General features: G+C 72.0%; 13 protein-coding genes. 2 read left to right on the top strand and 11 right to left on the bottom strand.

Going from position 1 to position 18,957, the window contains the following annotated elements:
- Nucleotides 1-247 precede the first annotated feature (247 nt).
- Nucleotides 248-1,735: a serine/threonine-protein kinase gene (locus ACFPQ9_RS44500; protein ID WP_465269625.1), complete on the top strand. Its 1,488-nt coding sequence runs from the start codon at nt 248-250 to the stop codon at nt 1,733-1,735.
- Between the two features lie 225 nt (nt 1,736-1,960).
- On the opposite strand, the gene ACFPQ9_RS44495 is transcribed toward ACFPQ9_RS44500, so the two are convergent.
- Genes ACFPQ9_RS44495 through ACFPQ9_RS44460 form a run of 8 tightly spaced genes read right to left on the bottom strand, consistent with a single transcriptional unit; the run spans nt 1,961 to nt 12,069 of the window.
- Nucleotides 1,961-2,575: a TetR/AcrR family transcriptional regulator gene (locus tag ACFPQ9_RS44495; protein ID WP_380866181.1), complete on the bottom strand. Its 615-nt coding sequence runs from the start codon at nt 2,573-2,575 to the stop codon at nt 1,961-1,963.
- Nucleotides 2,563-3,297 (bottom strand): enoyl-CoA hydratase family protein, encoded by a 735-nt coding sequence (locus ACFPQ9_RS44490; protein WP_380866179.1) that lies wholly within the window; start codon nt 3,295-3,297, stop codon nt 2,563-2,565. Before ACFPQ9_RS44490 ends, ACFPQ9_RS44495 begins: the two co-directional genes overlap by 13 nt.
- Before the next feature lie 19 nt (nt 3,298-3,316).
- Complete coding sequence (locus ACFPQ9_RS44485; protein WP_380866177.1) at nt 3,317-4,894, bottom strand: 4-coumarate--CoA ligase family protein; 1,578 nt, start codon at nt 4,892-4,894, stop codon at nt 3,317-3,319.
- A 37-nt stretch (nt 4,895-4,931) separates the two neighbouring features.
- A complete protein-coding gene (locus ACFPQ9_RS44480) occupies nt 4,932-6,071 on the bottom strand; it encodes an acyl-CoA dehydrogenase family protein (RefSeq protein WP_380866176.1) in 1,140 nt (379 codons plus the stop codon).
- Nucleotides 6,072-6,127: 56 nt separating this feature from the next.
- Nucleotides 6,128-7,969 (bottom strand): acetyl/propionyl/methylcrotonyl-CoA carboxylase subunit alpha, encoded by a 1,842-nt coding sequence (locus ACFPQ9_RS44475; protein WP_380866174.1) that lies wholly within the window; start codon nt 7,967-7,969, stop codon nt 6,128-6,130.
- 10 nt (nt 7,970-7,979) lie between these two features.
- The gene (locus tag ACFPQ9_RS44470) at nt 7,980-9,578 is read right to left on the bottom strand and encodes an acyl-CoA carboxylase subunit beta (RefSeq protein WP_380866173.1); all 1,599 of its coding nucleotides are present in this window, start codon (nt 9,576-9,578) and stop codon (nt 7,980-7,982) included.
- Complete coding sequence (locus ACFPQ9_RS44465; RefSeq protein ID WP_380866172.1) at nt 9,575-11,278, bottom strand: acyclic terpene utilization AtuA family protein; 1,704 nt, start codon at nt 11,276-11,278, stop codon at nt 9,575-9,577. The genes ACFPQ9_RS44470 and ACFPQ9_RS44465 overlap by 4 nt, the downstream gene beginning before the upstream one ends.
- Entirely contained in the window at nt 11,275-12,069 is a 795-nt protein-coding gene (locus ACFPQ9_RS44460) for a TIGR03084 family metal-binding protein (protein WP_380866171.1), read from the bottom strand. Before ACFPQ9_RS44460 ends, ACFPQ9_RS44465 begins: the two co-directional genes overlap by 4 nt.
- 495 nt (nt 12,070-12,564) lie before the next feature.
- Between ACFPQ9_RS44460 and ACFPQ9_RS44455 the strand changes: the two genes are divergently transcribed.
- Nucleotides 12,565-13,128 carry a dihydrofolate reductase family protein gene (locus ACFPQ9_RS44455; protein ID WP_380866169.1) on the top strand — a complete coding sequence of 188 codons (564 nt, stop codon included), beginning with the start codon at nt 12,565-12,567 and terminating at the stop codon, nt 13,126-13,128.
- Nucleotides 13,129-13,206: 78 nt separating this feature from the next.
- Here the strand turns inward: ACFPQ9_RS44455 and ACFPQ9_RS44450 are convergent, their stop codons facing one another.
- From ACFPQ9_RS44450 to ACFPQ9_RS44440, 3 genes are all read right to left on the bottom strand, one after another.
- The gene (locus ACFPQ9_RS44450; RefSeq protein WP_380866168.1) at nt 13,207-14,157 is read right to left on the bottom strand and encodes an EamA family transporter; all 951 of its coding nucleotides are present in this window, start codon (nt 14,155-14,157) and stop codon (nt 13,207-13,209) included.
- 278 nt (nt 14,158-14,435) lie between these two features.
- Nucleotides 14,436-15,560, bottom strand: a complete 1,125-nt coding sequence (locus ACFPQ9_RS44445; RefSeq protein ID WP_380866166.1) for a lipid II:glycine glycyltransferase FemX — start codon at nt 15,558-15,560, stop codon at nt 14,436-14,438.
- A gap of 416 nt (nt 15,561-15,976) precedes the next feature.
- Entirely contained in the window at nt 15,977-18,850 is a 2,874-nt protein-coding gene (locus ACFPQ9_RS44440) for an FAD-binding and (Fe-S)-binding domain-containing protein (RefSeq protein ID WP_380866164.1), read from the bottom strand.
- Nucleotides 18,851-18,957 lie beyond the last annotated feature (107 nt).

The raw sequence follows: 18,957 nt of genomic DNA, 5'->3' as shown, positions 1-18,957 counted from the left end.
CACGCGGGCATAACAGCTCCGTGGGACACGCGGGCATAACAGCTCCGTGTGATGCGGCCCGGCGGCCGTGCGTCCCGCCGACCGGGGCCGGTCGAGGCCGGTCGACGCCGGCTGCCTGGCCGGTCGATGACGGCGTACGGAACGTGACTGATCCACTCCGCCAGTATGCTGGGGCGGCTGCGGCATCCCACCATCACCCGTCCCTGCGTGGTGAGTTACGGCCTGCGGCGTCGAGATCTCTTACGGCATGAGGGATGGGGAACAGGTGCTGATAGCGGGCCGCTACCGGCTGGGTGAGTCGATCGGGCGCGGTGGGATGGGGGAGGTCTGGCGGGCGTACGACGAGACGCTCGGCCGGCATGTGGCCGTCAAGCTCCTGCTGCCCCAGGACTCCGATCCCACGGCCACGTCCCGGTTCCGGCTGGAGGCTCAGACCGCCGCGCGGATCGACCATCCGAACGTCGTGGGTGTGCGGGACTTCGGCGAGTACGACAACCGGCTGTTCCTGGTGATGGAGCTCGTCGAGGGTGACAATCTCGCCCGGCTGCTGACCCACTCGGGGGCGCAGCCCGCCGAGCGTGTGGCGCGGATGGCGGCGCAGGCCGCCGCGGGGATGGCCGCAGCGCACCGGCAGGGCATCGTGCACCGTGACATCAAGCCCGGCAATCTGCTGCTGGACGCGGACGGCACTCTCAAGATCGGTGACTTCGGCATCGCCCGCTTCGTCGACGATCCGGGGGCCGCGCTCACCGCGACCGGGCAGATCGTGGGCACGAGTCTCTATCTCGCTCCCGAGCGGGCGCTGGGGAAGCCCGCGGGCCCGGCCTCCGACGTGTACGCGCTGGGCTGCGTGCTGTATCAGCTGCTGACCGGGCGTCCGCCGTTCCAGGCCGACACGGCCGTCGCGATCCTTCACCAGCATCTCGACGCCGCTCCGGTGCCGCCGCGTGAGCTGGGCGTCGCCGGTCTGCCGCCCGCGTTCGAGAACTATCTCCTGGGCCTGCTCGCCAAGGAGCCCGAGCACCGTCCGGCCGCGCAGCAGGCCGCCGACTGGTTCGCCGAGGGGGCCTGGCTGGGCCGGGCCGAGCCGCTCCCGGAGGCGACGGCCCCGTCCCGCCCGTCACCGGTGACCGGGGCCGGTGCCGGTGCCGGTTCCGGTGCCTCCGGTCCGGACCGGAGGGGCGGGGCCGGGAATCCGACCACGTACATGCTGCCCTCGAACCAGGGCACCCCGCCGACCCGCGCCCGCGGCGGACCGGGCCGTGCCCACACCCGGTCCCACTCCGCGTCCCGGCCCCGGTCCCACTCCACGTCCGCGTCCCGGGCGCACTCGGGCTCCCCCGCGCGGTCCTCCCGGGCGCGCTCCCGTCCGCGGGCCGGGGCCGGCACGGGCAGCCGGAATCTGCTGATCACGGTCGCGGCGGCGGCGCTCTTCGTGGCCGCGATGCTGCTCGGCATGCTGTGGTTCTCGCCCGACAAGGCCGCCACGGAGAGCACGAAGTCCGACACCGAGCCCAGCCCGACCGCCTCGGCCTCCGTGTCGCCCCTGGAGTCGAGCCCGTCACCCATCACCCCGGCGAACCCGGCGACCGACTCGACCGCCGACCGCAAGGCGCAGGACGACGCGGAGCGGGAGCGCAAGAGGCGTGAGCGGGAGGAGCAGGAGCGGCGCAAGCAGCAGCGCGAGTCGCGACAGGACGATGACGACGACGGCGGCGAGAGCGACGACGACTGACGTGGCCGACGGCGGCGAGAGCGACGACGACTCACGTGCCGCCGACCGCAAGGCGCAGGACGACGCGGAGCGGGAGCGCAAGAGGCGTGAGCGGGAGGAGCAGGAGCGGCGCAAGCAGCAGCGCGAGTCGCGACAGGACGATGACGACGGCGGCGAGAGCGACGGCGACTCACGTGCCGCCGACGGCCGTCCCGCCGAGAGGTACCGGGGTCGACGGGGGCGCCGTCAGCCCAGTGCCTCGTCCAGCAGCAGGCCCCACTGCGCCACGACGCGCTCGCGGCGTGCGGCGTCGTCGGTGAGGAGGTTGGCCAGGCCCAGGCCGCGTGCCATGTCCAGCACGCCCTGGACGGTTTCGCGGACGCCGGGGCGGGTCTCGTCGACGCCGAGCAGGTCCACGGCTATGCGGTGGGTCTCGCGGCCCACCCGGGCCTCCAGCTCGGTGACCCGGGGCCGTAGCTGGTCCTCGTTCGACGCGGCCACCCACAGGTGCAGAGCCGCGCGGAACAGGGGGCCGGTGTAGAGGTCGACGAGGGCGGAGACGACGGCCCGGCGGTCGTCTCCGGCGCCCTCGGGGAACAGTGCGCGCAGGGCTGTGGAGCGTTCCTCGGCGACGTATTCGACGGCCGCGGTGAAGAGGTCCTCGCGGGTCGGGAAGTGGTGCTGGGCGGCGCCTCGGGAGACGCCGGCGCGTTCGGCGACGACGGAGACCGTGGAGCCCGCCCAGCCGTGTTCGGCGAGGCAGGCCACGGCGGCCTCCAGGAGGCGTTGGCGGGTGGCGCGGCTGCGGTCCTGTTTGGGCACGCGGTCCACGCGGTCGCCGACTGTGCTCACACCACCCATTGCGGATCCCGTCGTTCGAGGAAGGCCGTCATCCCCTCGCGTGCGTCGGCGGAGGAGAACAGCCGGGCCGAGAGTGCGGTCAGGTCGGCCGCGTCCCGGTCGAAGGTTTCCAGCACCTTAGCCGTGAGCAGTGCCTTCGTCTCGGCCAGGGCCTGGGGTGCGGCCCTGCGCAGGCCGTCCAGGACGGGTTCCAGTACGGCGTCGACGTCCTCGCCCTCGGCGGTGAGCAGGCCGATCCGGGCGGCCTCGGGGGCGGTGAGGCGTTCGCCGGTGAGGTAGTAGCGGGCGACGGCGCGCGGGTCCACGCGCGGGAGCACCGGCAGGGAGATCACGGCGGGGGCCACCCCGATGCGGACCTCGGTGAAGGCGAAGGTGGCTTCGCGGGACGCGGCGGCGATGTCGCAGGCCGTGAGCAGGCCGAGGCCGCCCGCGCGGACGTGGCCGGTGACGCGGGCGACGACGGGTTTGCGCAGCTCCACGATCTGCCGGAGCAGGCCGACCAGCGCGTCCGGGTCGGGCGGATCGCGCAGGTCGGCGCCGGCGCAGAAGGTGTTGCCTGTGTGGGTGAGGACGGCGGCGCGTACGTCGGTGTCCTTGGCGCACTCCGTCAGCGCGTCGGCGAGTTCGCCCACCAGCGACGCGGAGAGTGCGTTGCGGGTGGCCGGGGAGTCGAGGCTGAGGGTTTCCACGCCGCGCACGCGGGTGCGGCCGATCAGCGTCATGTGCGCTCCTGACTCGGGATCATGTGCTCTCCTTGGGGGCGCGCAGTTCGCGGCGCAGGATCTTGCCGGAGGCGGCGCGCGGGACGCCGTCGATGAAGGTGACCTGGCGGACCCGCTTGTAGGGGGCGACGCGTTCGGCGACGTACATCATGACTTCGCCCTCGGCTAGGTCGGTCGCGGTGGGTTGGCGGACCACATAGGCGTGCGGCACTTCGTTTCCGTCGTCGTTGTATGCGCCGACCACAGCCGCGTCCGCGATGCCGGGGTGGGTGAGCAGGAGTGCCTCCAGTTCGGCGGGGGCCACCTGGAAGCCCTTGTACTTGATGAGTTCCTTGACGCGGTCCACGACGAACAGCCAGCCGCCGGCGTCCACATGGCCGACGTCGCCGGTGTGCAGCCAGCCGTCGGTGTCGATCATGGCGGCGGTGGCGTCGGGGCGGCCGAGGTAGCCCTTCATGACCTGGGGGCCGCGGATGAGGATCTCGCCGGACTCACCGGTGCCGAGGTCCTTGTCGGGGTCGTCGAGGGAGACGATGCGCATCTCGGTGCCGGCTATGAGCCGGCCGACGGTGCCTGCGGGTGCGTCGTTCATGGCGTCGAGGGGGACGACGTGGGTGCCGGGGGACAGTTCCGTCATGCCGTACGCCTGGCCGACCGGCGGCAGGCCGAGGCGCTGTGAGCAGGCGGCGGCGAGCTTGGCGTCCAGGGGTGCGGCGGCGCTGACGACGTACTTCAGCGACGACAGGTCGTACTGCGCGACCAGCGGGTGCTTGGCGAGGGCCAGGACGATCGGCGGGGCGACGTACAGGCCGGTGATGCGGTGGTTCTGGATGGCGGCGAGGAAGGTCTCCAGGTCGAAGCGGGGCAGGACGACGACCGTGGCGCCCACTCGCAGCGGGGCGTTCATCAGGGCGGTGAGGCCGTAGATGTGGAAGAAGGGCAGTACGGCGAGGATGCGGTCGCCGGGTCCTGCCGAGATCGCCGGTTCGAGCTGGGCGAGGTTGGTGGCGATCTGTCGGTGGGTGAGCATCACACCCTTGGGGATGCCGGTGGTGCCGGAGGAGTACGGCAGGGCCGCGACGTCCGCCACGGGGTCGACGTCGACCAATGGCTCGGGGGAGGTAGTGGCCAGCATGTCGATGAGCGAGCGGTGTCCCGGTGCGCTGTCGCAGACGAAGATCTCCTGCACGCCGCCCGCGAGTTCGGCGGCCCGGCGTGCGCTTTCCAGCAGCGGTGAGACGGTGACGATCCAGCGGGCCGCCGAGTCCTTGAGCTGCTTGGCGAACTCCTCGGGCGTGGCGAGCGGGTGCACGGTGGTGACGGAGGCACCCGCGCGCGTGGCGGCGTAGAACGCCGTAGGGAAGGCGACCGTGTTCGGGCTGTGCAGGGCGAGCACGTCGCCCTTGCGGACGCCCGCCTCGGCGAGGCCGGCGGACACACGCCGGTGGAAGCGGTCGAGCTGTTCGTAGGTGAGGGTGGTGCCGTCCGTGCCGTCGATGAGCGCGGGCATGTCCCCGAACTCGGCGGCCCGGCCCAGTACGGCCTCGTGGATGGGGAGTTCTACGGCCGGAACGTCTGCGTACTCGCTGCGGAACACGGTTCCTCCTCGCGACACGGTGCCGGACAGGCGCCGGTCAGTACGATTTGGGCAGGCCCAGGGTCTGGTGGGAGACGTAGTTGAGAATCATCTCCCGGCTCACCGGAGCAATACGAGACACGCGTGCCGCGGTTATCAGTGAGGCGAGGCCGAATTCGCGCGTGAGGCCGTTGCCGCCGAGGGTGTGCACGGCCTGGTCGACGGCCTTCACACACGCCTCCCCGGCCGCGTACTTGGCCATGTTGGCGGCCTCGCCCGCGCCGACGTCGTCCCCGGCGTCGTACAGGTACGCCGCTTTCTGCATCATCAGGCGGGCCAGTTCGAGGTCGATGTGCGCCTGCGCGAGGGGGTGTGCGATGGCCTGGTGGGCGCCGATGGGGGCTTTCCAGACGGTGCGGTCGCGGGCGTACTCGATGGCGCGGGCAAGGGCGTAGCGTCCCATGCCGATCGCGAAGGCGGCGGTCATGATGCGTTCGGGGTTGAGGCCGGCGAAGAGCTGGAGGAGCCCTGCGTCCTCGTCGCCGACGAGGGCGTCGGCGGGGAGCCGTACGTCGTCGAGGGTCAGCTCGAACTGCTTCTCGGCGGCGCTGAGTTCCATGTCGATCTGGCGGCGCGTGAAGCCTTCGGCGTCGCGCGGGACCATGAACAGACAGGGCTTGAGGTTGCCGGTACGGGCGTCCTCGGTGCGCCCGACGATGAGGGTGGCATCGGCGATGTCGACGCCGGAGATGAACACCTTGCGGCCGGTCAGGAGCCAGTCCCCGGTGTCCGGGTCGCGGCGGGCCGTGGTGGTGATGCGGTGGCTGTTGGAGCCGGCGTCGGGTTCGGTGATGCCGAAGGCCATGGTGCGGGTGCCGTCGGCGAGGCCGGGGAGCCACTCGCGCTTCTGTTCCTCGGTGCCGAAGCGGGCGATGACCGTGCCGCAGATCGCCGGGGACACGACCATCATCAGCAGGGGGCAGCCTGCGGCGCCGAGTTCTTCGAGGACGATGGAGAGTTCGGCTATGCCGCCGCCTCCGCCGCCGTATGCCTCCGGCAGGTTGACGCCGAGGTAGCCGAGTTTCGCGGCCTCGGACCAGAGGGCCTCGCGGTCGTAGTCGCGGCCGTGGCGTTTGCCGAGGGCGGCTACCGCGGATCGTAGGGCCTTGTGTTCTTCGGTTTCGAGGGTGGCGGGCATGGGACTCCTTCCGGGTGCGGGTTGTGTGTGGTTGCTCGCGCAGTTCCCCGCGCCCCTTATGTCTCTTGCACTACCGCCAGCAAGGCACCGACCGTTACTTGCAGGCCGGGTGATGCGTGCAGGGCCGTCAGCGTGCCTGTGGCCGGGGCTGTGATCTTGTGTTCCATCTTCATCGCCTCCAGCCATAGAAGGGGCTGACCAGCCTCTACGGCCGAACCTTCCGCCAGGCCCTCGGCCACGCGCACCACCGTTCCCGGCATCGGCGCGAGCAGCGAACCCGGCGCGATCTGTGCCGTGGGATCGGGGAAGCGGGGCAGGGCTGTCAGGCGGGTGGTGTTGACGTGGATCTCGTCGCCGTACCTCGCGACCTCGAAGTTCCTTCGTACGCCGTCCGCTTCGAGTACGACGAGACGCGCGTCGGCGTGCACGACGCGCACCCCGTCCGCCTCCAGGCCCGTGCGGGTGTGGCGGTAGTGGACCTCGATCTCCTCGCCGGCCATCAGGTAGCGCTTGGTCTGGGGCTGGGAGAGGACGTTGCGGAAGCCGCCGAAGCGGGAGCGGGCGTGGGCGTCGGCGAGGGCCGCGGCGAGGGGGGCGTGCGGGTCGGCGGCGGGCTCGGTGAGTTCGGTGAGGTGGCGGTCGTAGAAACCGGTGTCCATACGGGCGGTCGTGAACTCCTTGTGCCGCAGTGAGCGGACGAGGAGGTCCCGGTTGGTGGGCGGGCCGTGGACGGCGGCGCGGTCCAGGGCGCCGGCCAGCGCGCGGATCGCCTCCGCGCGCGTGGGGGCGTGGGCGACGGCCTTGGCGAGCATCGGGTCGTAGTGGACGCCGATCTCGTCGCCGTCGGTGAATCCGGTGTCCAGGCGGATGCCGTCGGGGACGGCGAGGCGGTGCAGGGTGCCGGTCTGCGGGGCCCAGTCGCGGGCCGGGTCCTCGGCGTACAGGCGGGCTTCGACGGCGTGGCCACGCGCGTGTGGCGGTTCGTCGCCCAGGGCGTGCCCTTCGGCGACGCGGAGCTGGAGGGCGACCAGGTCGACGCCGTACACGGCCTCGGTGACGGGGTGTTCGACCTGGAGGCGGGTGTTCATCTCCAGGAAGTGCGCGGTGTCGCCGGCGACGAGGAACTCGACGGTTCCGGCGCCGACGTAGCCGACGGACCGAGCGGCGCGTACGGCCATCTCGTGGAGAGAGTCGGTGAGTTCGGGGGTCAGGCCGGGTGCCGGAGCCTCCTCGATCACCTTCTGGTGGCGGCGCTGGAGGGAGCAGTCGCGGGTACCGAGCGCCCAGACCGTGCCGTGGGTGTCGGCGAGGATCTGCACCTCGACGTGCCGGCCGTCCTCCAGGTAGGGCTCGACGAACACCTCGCCGTCGCCGAAGGCGCTGTGGGCCTCGGCACGCGCGGCCTCCAGCTCGGCGTCCAGGTCCGCGAGTCGCCGTACGATCCGCATGCCGCGCCCACCGCCGCCCGCGGCCGCCTTCACCAGGACGGGCAGGTCGGCCTCGGTGACCTCGCGCAGCGGCTCGATGCCCATGAGCTCCTTGGCGCGCGTCTTGGACGCCATCGCCTCGATCGCCTCGGGGGCGGGCCCGATCCAGGTGAGTCCGGCGTCGAGGACCGCGCGGGCGAAGCCGGGGTTCTCGGAGAGGAAGCCGTAGCCGGCGTGCACGGCGTCCGCGCCGGCGGCGAGCGCCGCCTTCACGATCAGGTCGCCGCGCAGATACGTGTCGGAGGGCGCCGCCCCCGGCAGCCGTACGGCGGTGTCGGCCACGCGTGTGTGGAGGGCGTTCGCGTCGGCGTCCGAGTGCACGGCGACGGTCCGGATTCCCAACTCACGGCAGGTGCGGAAGACCCGGCAGGCGATCTCGCCCCGGTTGGCCACGAGTACAGAAGTGATCACTGGTGATCCCTCACATCCGGAAGACGCCGAAGCCACCGCGCGCGCCCTCGTAGCGCGTGGTGTGGATGGCGGACAGACACATGCCGAGGACCGTGCGGGTGTCGCGCGGATCTATGACGCCGTCGTCGTACAGCCGCCCGGACAGGAACATCGGCAGGGACTCGGACTCGATCTGCTGCTCCACCATCGCGCGCAGCGCCGCGTCGCCCTCTTCGTCGTACGGCTGTCCCTTCGCGGCGGCCGACTGGCGGGCGACGATCGACAGGACGCCGGCGAGCTGCTGCGGGCCCATGACAGCCGACTTGGCGCTGGGCCACGCGAACAGGAAGCGGGGGTCGTAGGCGCGGCCGCACATGCCGTAGTGGCCGGCGCCGTAGGACGCGCCCATGAGGACCGAGAGATGCGGCACGCGGCTGTTGCTGACCGCGTTGATCATCATCGCGCCGTGCTTGATGATGCCGCCCTGTTCGTACTGGCTGCCCACCATGTAGCCGGTGGTGTTGTGCAGGAACAGCAGCGGGATGTCGCGCTGGTTGGCGAGCTGGATGAACTGGGCGGCCTTCTGCGACTCCTCGCTGAACAGCACCCCTTGGGCGTTGGCCAGCACACCGATCGGGTAGCCGTGCAGGGCCGCCCAGCCGGTGGTCAGGCTGGTGCCGTACATGGGCTTGAACTCGTCGAAGTCGGACGCGTCGACGATCCGGGCGACGACCTCGCGCGGGTCGAAGGGGGTGCGCAGGTCGCCGGGCACGATGCCGAGGAGTTCGTCGGCGTCGTACTTGGGCGGCTCGGCCGGGCCGGGATCGCCGTACGCCTTGCGGTGGTTGAGGCGGGCGACCACGCGCCGGGCCTGGCGCAGGGCGTCCGGCTCGTCGACGGCGAAGTAGTCCGCGAGGCCGGACAGGCGCGCGTGCATCTCGGCACCGCCCAGCGACTCGTCGTCGCTCTCCTCGCCGGTCGCCATCTTCACCAGGGGCGGGCCGCCGAGGAACACCTTGGCGCGCTCCTTGACCATGATCACGTGGTCGGACATGCCCGGGACGTACGCCCCGCCCGCCGTCGAGTTGCCGAAGACGACCGCGACGGTGGGGATCCCGGCCGCCGACAGCCGGGTCAGGTCCCGGAAGATCGCGCCGCCGGGGATGAAGATCTCCTTCTGCGACGGCAGGTCGGCGCCGCCGGACTCCACGAGGTTGACGACCGGCAGCCGGTTGGCGAGCGCGATGTCGTTGGCGCGCAGGGCCTTCTTCAGCGACCAGGGGTTGCTCGCGCCGCCGCGCACGGTCGGGTCGTTGGCGGTGATCAGGCACTCCACGCCCTCGACCGTGCCGATGCCGGTGACGAGGGACGCGCCGACGGTGTAGTCGCTGCCCCAGGCGGCCAGCGGGGACAGCTCCAGGAACGGGGTGTCCGGGTCGAGCAGCAGCTCGATGCGCTCACGCGCGAGCAGCTTGCCGCGTTTGCGATGCCGTTCGACGTACTTCGGTCCGCCGCCGGCGAGGGCCTTGGCGTGCTCGGTGTCGAGTTCGGCGAGCTTGGCGAGCATGGTCTCGCGGTTGGCCCGGTAGTCGGGGCCGTTGGTGTCCAGGGTGGACGGCAGCACGGTCACAGCAGGATCTCCGGGATGTCCAGATGGCGGGAGCGCAGCCATTCGCCGAGGGCCTTGGCCTGCGGGTCGAAGCGGTGCTGGGCGGCGACGCCCTCGCCGAGGATTCCCTCGACGACGAAGTTCAGGGCGCGGAGGTTGGGCAGGACATGCCGGGTGACCTTCAACGGGCCGCTCTCGGGGATCAGCTGCCGGAACCGCTCGACGGTGAGCTCATGGGCGAGCCAGCGCCAGGCGTCGTCCGAACGCACCCAGACGCCGACGTTGGCGTTGCCGCCCTTGTCCCCGCTGCGGGCACCCGCGACCAGGCCGAGCGGCGCCCGCTTGGTGGGCCCGTGCGCGAGCGGCTGCGGCAGCGGCGGCTCCGGCACTTCGTCGAGTACGACGGTGTCGTGGGCCGGCGGCACAGGGATCCGGCGTCCGTCGTGGAGGACGGCCACATGGTCGACGACGCCATGGGGGACGTACACATCCTCGAAGACCCCATAGGGCGAGCCCTTTCCGGGTGGGGCCAGCACATGGAAGCCGGGGTAGCTGGCGAGCGCCAGCTCGACCGCGGCCCCGCTCAGGGCCCGGCCGACGGCCTCCTGGGACGGGTCGCGCACGACGAGCCGCAGCAGCGCGCTCGCCGTCTCCTCGCTCGGGGCGTCGGGCCGGTCGGTGCGCACCAGGTCCCAGCGGACCTCGGCGGGCGGCGACTTGGCGAGCGCGTCGGTCAGCTGCTCGCGCACCAGGCCGGCCTTGGCCTCGATGTCGAGGCCGGTGAGGACGAAGGCGACCTCGTTGCGGAAGCCGCCGAGGCGGTTGACGCCGACCTTGAGCGTCGACGGCGGAGCCTCGCCCCGCACGCCGTCGATACGGACGCGGTCCGGTCCGTCCTGGGTGAGCAGCACACTGTCCAGGCGGGCGGTGACGTCCGGCCCGGCGTAACGGGAGCCTCCCGTCTCGTACAGCAGCTGCGCCGTGACCGTGCCGACGTCGACGAAGCCGCCGGTGCCGGGGTGCTTGGTGATGACGCAGGTGCCGTCCTCGTGGAGCTCGGCGAGCGGGAAGCCGGGGCGGCGCAGATCGCCGCCGCTCTCGCGGAAATCCTGGAAGAAGGCGTAGTTGCCGCCGGTCGCCTGTGCCCCGCACTCCAGCACATGTCCGGCGACCACAGCTCCGGCGAGCCGGTCGTGGTCATCGGGGGCCCACCCGAAGTGGGCGGCGGCGGGTCCTGTGACGAGGGCCGCGTCGGTCACCCGCCCGGTGACGACGACGTCGGCGCCCTCCCGCAGACAGGCGGCGATACCGAAGCCGCCGAGGTAGGCGTGCGCGGCGAGGCTGCCGGGGTGGGCGGCGGTGAGATTGTCGCCCTCGACATGGGCGACGCGCACATCGAGGCCGAGTCGGTCGGCGAGCTGCCGTACCGCGTCCGCCAGTCCGGCCGGGTTCAGACCGCCCGCATTGGCAACGATCCGTACACCGCGCTCCTGCGCCAGCCCGAGGCACTCCTCCAACTGCCGCAGAAAGGTGCGGGCGTATCCGGCGCCGGGGTCCTTCAGCCGGTCGCGACCGAGGATCAGCATGGTGAGTTCGGCGAGGTAGTCGCCGGTGAGGACGTCCAGGTCACCGCCGGTGAGCATCTCGCGCATGGCGTCGAAGCGGTCGCCGTAGAAGCCGGAGGCGTTGCCGATCCGCAGCGGGCGCGGGGCGGGGCTCACTGGACCCCTCCCTTCGGCGCACGGCCCTCGCCGGGCGGACCGGCGAAGACCTGGGCGATGTCGAACCAGCGGTCGGCGTCCGGGCCTTCGGCCTGCAGCGCGAGGTCGGAGCGGTGGGCGCGCTGGGTGACCAGGAGGCAGAAGTCGAGCGCCGGGCCGGTGACCCGCTGCGGGGCGTCCTCGGGGCCGTAGGTCCACAACGCGCCGGAGGGCGCTACGAGTTCGATGCGGAAGTCGTCGAGCGGTGCCGGAAGGCCGTGCACACCGAAGGCGAAGTCACGGGTCCGTACCCCGATCCACACCACATGCCTGAGCCGGTCGGTGGGTGTGCGCACCACACCGAGTGCGTCGGCGATGTCCCGACCGTGGGCCCAGGTCTCCATGAGCCGGGCCGTCCCCATGGAGGCGGCCGACATGGGTGGGCCGTACCAGGGGACCTTGGTGCCGGGCGGGGCCTCGCGCAACGCCGTGTCCAGGGCGGCCCGCCCCTCCCGCCACCGCTTCAGCAATTCGGCGGGCGGCAGCGCGGCACCCTCCTCCGCGCCGTTGTCGACGAAGGATCCCGGCGATGCGAGCGCCTTCTCCACCAGCTCGTGGAACGCCTTCACATCGGTCACCGCCAGCAGCGCCGAGTGGTCGGTCCAGGCGAGGTGCGCGATCTGATGGGCGACGCTCCAGCCGGGGGCCGGTGTGGCAAGCGCCCACTGCTCGGGGCTCGCCCCGGTCACGAGCCGTTCGAGCTCCTCGCTCTCCTCGCGCAGATCGTCGAACACGGGCGTCGGATCGGACACGGTGCGCTCCCCTCGGGGCACGGCGGTGTGCGGGGGTGGTGTGGCCGGCTGGTGCGGCCGGGTCGTGCGGCCAGGTCGTACGGCGTGGTGAGGAGCATGGCAGCGCTAGAGAAAACAAGCAAGCGTGCTTGGATTAATTGGATGCAAGTGTGCGTGCGCCACTCGGGAAGTGTTCACGGTGGGCAGGGTGTCGGTGTGGCGCACCCTCAATACACTCAGCGCCTGTTGCTCGAGCAACGGGTGGATCGCCCATCCTCGACCGGCCCCGACGGCCGCCGTCCGGCCGCCGAGCCGAGCGTCCGCCGTCGCCCGGTCCGTACCCGCCCCACCCCCAACCGCCGTACCCGCTCCCGCAACCGGCGCCCGGTCCGTTCCTGCGACTGTGGCATTGGCCGTCCGGGACGTGCTGATGCGCTGAATCACCCCGCGAGTCGCGATGAGTTCTACGGCGTCCGACCGTCTTACTGTCGAACCCCGTAGCGAGGAGGACTCCTGATGCGCAGGGTGACGTATTCGATGAACGTCTCACTCGACGGCTACATCGTCGGGCCGGACGGCGACATGGACTGGGGCGCGCCCGACGCGGATGTCTTTCGCTTCTGGATCGACGAGATTCGAGACGTCGGCGTCCACCTGATGGGACGACGGCTGTACGAGACGATGCTGTACTGGGAGACCGCCGTCGAGGATCCCTCACTGGGCGAGGCGGAGTTGGAGTGGGCCGCGCTCTGGAACCCGCTCCCGAAGGTGGTGTTCTCCACCACGCTGCCGGAGGTGCAGGGCAATGCCCGGCTGGCCTCCGGCGGCGTGGCGGAGGAGATCGAGCGGTTGCGGGCCGAGCCGGGGGAAGGCGAAATCGCGATCGGTGGCGCGACTCTCGCCGCGGAGGCGGCCGCGGCGGGTCTGATCGACGAGTACCGGACCATGGTCTACCCGGTGCTGCTCGGCGGTGGCATTCCGTACTTCCCCCGGAACGAGCGCCGGGTGGATCTCGAACTGGTCGAGACCCGCACCTTCAATGCGCGGGTCGTCCACCTCCGCCACCGCGTGAAGCGCTAGACCGCGACCTGGAACCGTGACGCACCGGGCCGCGCCCTGGAGCCGTGACGCGAGGCCGCGCCTTGGAGTGCTGTCGTCTCAGCTTGTCACGGCTGCCTTCGCCCGCCCCCGCCCCACCTGGGTCCGCACCGCCCCCATGCTCGCCGCGATGACCAGGGCGATGGCCAGGGCCTGTACGGCGGAGAGGGCCTGGTCGAGGATGAGGAAGCCGGCGGTGGCGGCGACGGCCGGTTCCAGGCTCATCAGGATGGCGAAGGTAGCGGCGGGCAGGCGGCGCAGGGCGAGGAGTTCGAGGGTGTAGGGGAGGACCGAGGACAGGATCGCCACGGCCGCGCCCAGGGCGATGGTCACCGGGTCGGTGAGCTTCGTACCCGATTCGACGATGCCCAGAGGCAGGAACAGTACGGCCCCGACCGCCATGGCGAGGGCGAGCCCGTCGGCCTGGGGGAAGCGTCGGCCCGTACGGGCGCTGAAGATTATGTAGGCCGCCCACATGGCGCCGGCAGCCAGGGCGAAGGCGACACCTATGGGATCAAGACTGTCGAAGCCTCCGCCGCCGAGGAGGAAGACACCGGCGAGGGCGAGTCCGGCCCAGATGACATTGACGGCGCGGCGCGACGTCAGGACGGAAAGCGCGAGCGGGCCGAGAACCTCCAGGGTGACCGCGGGACCCAGGGGGATGCGGGCGACCGACTGGTAGAAGAGGCCGTTCATAGCGGCCATCGTGATACCGAAGACGATCACGGTGCCCCAGTCGGTGCGGGAGTGACCGCGCAGCCGGGGGCGGCAGACCACCAGCAGGACGATCGCCGCCACCAGCAGCCGCAGCGCCACCACGCCCAGCGCGCCGGCCCGCGGCATCAGGCTGACCGCGAGCGCACCGCCGAACTGCACCGAGATCCCTCCGGCGAGCACCAGGCCGACGGGACCGAGCGCGCCCCAGCGCCGCGGGGCACCGGCCGTCGGCTCGGGGACGGTCCGGGCAGCGCGGGTCGGTGAGGACGTGGTGACGGCATCGGGGGTGCTCACGGGCGTTCCAAGGGCTCGGCGGGGTTCGTTCAGCGTGCTGCACTTCCAAGTCCAGAGTAGTGGACTCCGTCAGGTGTGTGAACCGGTTATGCCACTGTCCCAGAGTGTGGACGGAGGAGTGGGCCGGTGGAGTGTCGCTGCCGGAGGGGGTGGTTGCCGGTGGTGGGGTTGGGAGGACCGTGGCCGGAGGAGTCTGGGCGCGGGGGGATTCCGGGCAGGGGGGATTCCGGGCAGGGGGGATTCCGGGCAGGGGGGATTCCGGGCGCGGGGGATCCGGGCTAGCGCCGCGCCATGTACAGATCCAGCGCCTTGTGCAGCATCCGGTTCAGCGGGAAGTCCCACTCCCCCAGATACTCGACGGCCTCACCCCCGGCGCCCACCTTGAACCGCAGCAGGCCCAGCAGGTGGTTGGACTCCTCCAGCGTGTCGGTGATGCCGCGGAAGTCGTAGACGGCGGCGCCGAGTTCATGGGCGTCGGTCATCATCCGCCACTGCATGGCGTTGTTGGGCTGGACCTCGCGCTTGCGGCTGGTGGAGGCGCCGTAGGAGTACCACACATGTGTGCCGACGCTCAGCATGGTGGCGGCGGCCAGGGTGTCCCCGTCGTGGTGGGCGAGGTAGAGCCGCATCCGGTCGGGGTGCTCGGCGGTCAGGGCGGTCCACATGCGCTGGAAGTAGGGCAGCGGGCGCGGGATGAAACGGTCGCGCTCGGCGGTCTCGACGTAGAGGTCGTAGAACACGGGCAGGTCCTCGTAGCCGCCCTGCACGACCTTCACGCCCGCCTTCTCGGCCTTCTTGATGTTGCGCCGCCACTGCTGGTTGAGGCCGCGGTGGATGTCGTCCGGCGTGCGACCGGCGAACGGCACCTGGCAGACGTAGCGCGGCTGCCCGGCGGCGAAGCCCTCCTCGCCGCCCGGCTCGGTCTGCCGCCAGCCGGAGCGCCGCAGCCGGTCGGCGACGTCCTGGGCGCCCGGTTCGTACGACGTCGGCTCCGCGTCCCGCAGCCGCCGGGCGGCCGGGTCGGCGATGGCCGCCTTGACCGCCTCGGTGCTCCAGCGCCGGGCGACGACGGGCGGGCCCATCTTCACGGAGAAGGCGCCCTTGCCCTTGAGATACGCGAGCATCGGCTCCAGCCACCGCTCCACGAGGTCGGGCGCGTGCCAGTCGATCAGCGGGCCCTCGGGCAGATACGCCAGGTACCGCTTCAGCTTCGGCAGCGGCCGGTACAGCACGAGTCCGGCGCCCACCATGCGTCCCTCCCCGTCGAACCAGCCCACGCTCTCCGCTCTCCAGTCCGGCTTCACATCGCCCCAGGACGGGAGCTGCATATGGCTGGCGGACGGGCGGGCCGCGACGAAGGCCAGATGCTCGTCGCGGGTGACGGGCCGGAGGAGGAGGGGCATGGGCGGGCTCCTGTCGGTGCCGGGCGAGGCGGCCGGGATCGACGGCCGCGACCTCAGAGGTCGAACGAGCTGGTGATCATCCAGCCTATGCGGGCCCCCGCACGGCCTCACCTCGTACGCCGGCGCCCTCACGATCGGCGTACGCCCTTTGGCCGACGGCCATGCACCCCCCAGGGGCGCGGGGAACTGCGCGACCAGCCCCCACCCAGCCGAAAGCCGAACACCCAACCAACGGACCTGCACCCCCCAGGGGCGCGGGGAACTGCGCGACCAGCCCCCACGCACCCGCACCCCACCACAACCCTCGTCACCGCCCCGACCACCCCCGTCACCCCTGTCACCGCCCCCATCCACCCTCGTCACCTCACCACAACCCCCTCACGCCCCATCGCCCCCGTCACGCCCCATCACCCCACCTACTCAGAAGCCCCCAGCCCCTCCGCCAGCACCTCCGCCAAATGCCGCCCCCGCACCCCCGCCAGTTGCTCCAGCTGGGTCCGGCAGGAGAACCCGTCCGCCAGCACCACGGTCTCCTCCCCCGCCCCCCGCACCGCCGGCAGCACCTGCTCCTCCGCGCAGGCCACGGACACCTCGTAGTGCCCCTTCTCGAAGCCGAAGTTGCCCGCGAGGCCGCAGCAGCCGCCGCTCAGTTCGCCGGACAGGCCCGCGGCCTCGCGCAGTCGCCGGTCGGGTGCGTCACCGAGGACCGCGTGCTGATGGCAGTGGGTCTGGCCGACCGCCCGCCGTTCGACGCGGGGCGGCGACCAGTCGGGCGCGAGCCGCTCCAGAGCCTCCGCGAAGGTCAGGACACGGTCGGCCAGCCGACGGGCCCGCGGATCGTCGTGGAGCAGTTCCGGCAGGTCCGAGCGCAGGGCCGCGGCACAGCTCGGCTCCAGGACGACGACCGGGGTGGCCGTCCCGAGCACCGGCTCCATCAGGTCGAGCGTGCGCCGCAGCACCGCGCGGGCCCGGTCGAGCTGGCCCGTGGAGACGTAGGTGAGGCCGCAGCAGACCCGCTCCCGGCCGCGCAGCAGCGACACCGGGTCCATCGCCACCGTCACCCCCTCCCCGCCCCCGGACGGGGTCCTCCACCGCACCGTCGGCGGCAGGGCCACCCGCAGCCCGGCCGCCTCGAGGACGCGTACGGCCGCCTGTCCCACGGACGGCGACAGATGCTCGGTGAAGGTGTCCGGCCACAGCAGGACGAGGTCGCCGCCCGTGCCGACGGGAGGCTTCTCCCGCCGCTCCCACCACCGGCTGAACGTCCGTGCCGCCAGCCGCGGAATGTCCCGCTCCGGCGCGATCCCGCCGAGCCGTTTGGCCGCCCACGCCAAGGGCGGTACCGCAGCGAGGGCGTTGACCAGCGAGGCGGTACGCGTGCGTGCCACCAGCCGCAGCCACTGCGGCAGCCGGCCCATGCTGTGGTGTGCGGCCGGGCGCCTGCGGCCCTCGTAGTGGTGGTGCAGGAACTCCGCCTTGTACGTGGCCATATCGACCTCGACCGGGCAGTCGGACCGGCAGCCCTTGCAGGCCAGGCACAGGTCCAGCGCCTCCCGCACCTCCTCCGACCGCCATCCGTCGGTCACGACCTCCCCCGCGAGCATCTCGTGCAGCAGCCGGGCACGCCCGCGCGTGGAGTGCTCCTCCTCGCCGGTCGCCCGGAACGACGGGCACATGACGGCCGGGCCGGACACCGATGTCGTACGGCACTTGGCGACCCCGACGCAGCGCCGTACGGCCGCCGAGAAGTCACCGCCGTCGGCCGGGTAGCCGAAGGCCACGTCCACGGGCCGGCGGGGCAGGACGGAGAAGCGGAGGTTGGTGTCGAGCGGTGCCGGACGCACCAGCATCCCCGGGTTGAGCAGGTCGTCGGGGTCCCACACCCCCTTGGCCCGCTCGAAGAGGCGGACCATGTCCGGGCCGTACATCCTTGGCAGCAGTTCAGCCCGCGCCTGCCCGTCCCCGTGCTCCCCGGACAGCGAGCCGCCGTGCGCCACGACGACCTCGGCGAGCTCCTCCGAAAAACGCCGGAAGCGGGCGACGCCCGGCTCCGTCAGCAGGTCGAAGTCGATACGGACGTGGATGCAGCCGTCCCCGAAGTGCCCGTACGGCGTCCCGCGCAGCCCGTGCGCGGTCAGCAGCGCCCGGAAGTCCCGCAGATACGCCCCGAGCCGCTGCGGCGGCACCGCGCAGTCCTCCCAGCCGGGCCAGGCTTCGCTCCCGTCGGGCATCCGGGTCGCCGTACCGCTGGCGTCCTCCCGGATGCGCCACAGGGCCCGCTGCCCGCCCGGATCGGTGACGATCGCCGCCCCCACGACGTCGGCGGCCCGCACGATCGCCTCCGCACGCGCGCGTGCCTCGTCCTGCGACTCCCCACCCGTCTCGACGAATAGCCAGGCGCCGCCCCTGGGCAGCACGTCCGCCGAAGGCACGAGGTCGGCCGCCATGCCCTCCACGGTCAGCGGCCCGTACGGCAGCAGCCCGGCAGCGGCTTCGGCGGCGGCGCTCTCGTCGCCGTACCCCAGCACGGCGAGCGCACGCGCGCGTGGCGCCTCGACGAGCCGTACGACCGCCTCGGTGACGATGCCGAGGGTGCCCTCGCTGCCGCAGAAGGAACGGGCGACGTCGGCGCCCTTCTCCGGCAGCAGCGCGTCGAGCGCGTACCCGGAGATGCGGCGGGGCAGCTCGGGGAATCCCGTCCGCAGCCGAGCCAGTTCCCCGTCCACCACCTCGCGCAGCCCCTCCGGCGCGCCGGCCCACTCCTGCCCGAGCCGCAGCCGCTCACCGCGCCCGCTGATGACGTCCAGCTCGCGCACGCTGTCGGCGGTGGTCCCCCAGGCCACCGAGTGCGAGCCGCAGGAGTTGTTGCCGATCATGCCGCCGAGGGTGCAGCGGCTGTGGGTGGAGGGGTCGGGTCCGAAGCGCAGGCCGTGCGGGGCGGCGGCCTCCTGGAGCCGGTCGAGTACCAGGCCGGGCTGCACGACGGCGGTGCGGGTGTCCGGGTCCAGGGACACGAGCCGGTTCATGTGGCGGGTGAAGTCCAGGACGATGCCGGTGCCGGTGGCCTGTCCGGCGATCGACGTACCGCCGCCCCGTGCCACCACCGGCACCATGTGGTCCCGACACACCTCCAGTACGGCGGCGACGTCGTCGGCGTCATGTGGTGCGACCACACCGAGTGGGACTCGCCGGTAGTTGGAGGCGTCCATGGTCGTCAACGCCCGAGAGGTGACGTCGAACCCGACCTCGCCCCGGACGGCCTTGCGCAGCTCTGCCTCAAGTTCCGACATACGTCCACTCAATCAGCCCGTCCGGCACTCACTCAGCCCGTCCGGCACTGACTCGGCCTGTCCGGCACTCACTCACCCCGTCCGGCGTTTGAGGACGAGGCCCGTTC

Origin of the sequence: Streptomyces coerulescens (assembly GCF_042657965.1) — a bacterium.
Lineage (GTDB): Bacteria > Actinomycetota > Actinomycetes > Streptomycetales > Streptomycetaceae > Streptomyces > Streptomyces coerulescens.
The sequence above is the reverse complement of the archived record's forward strand: the minus strand, read 5'-3'. Positions and strand labels throughout refer to the sequence as shown.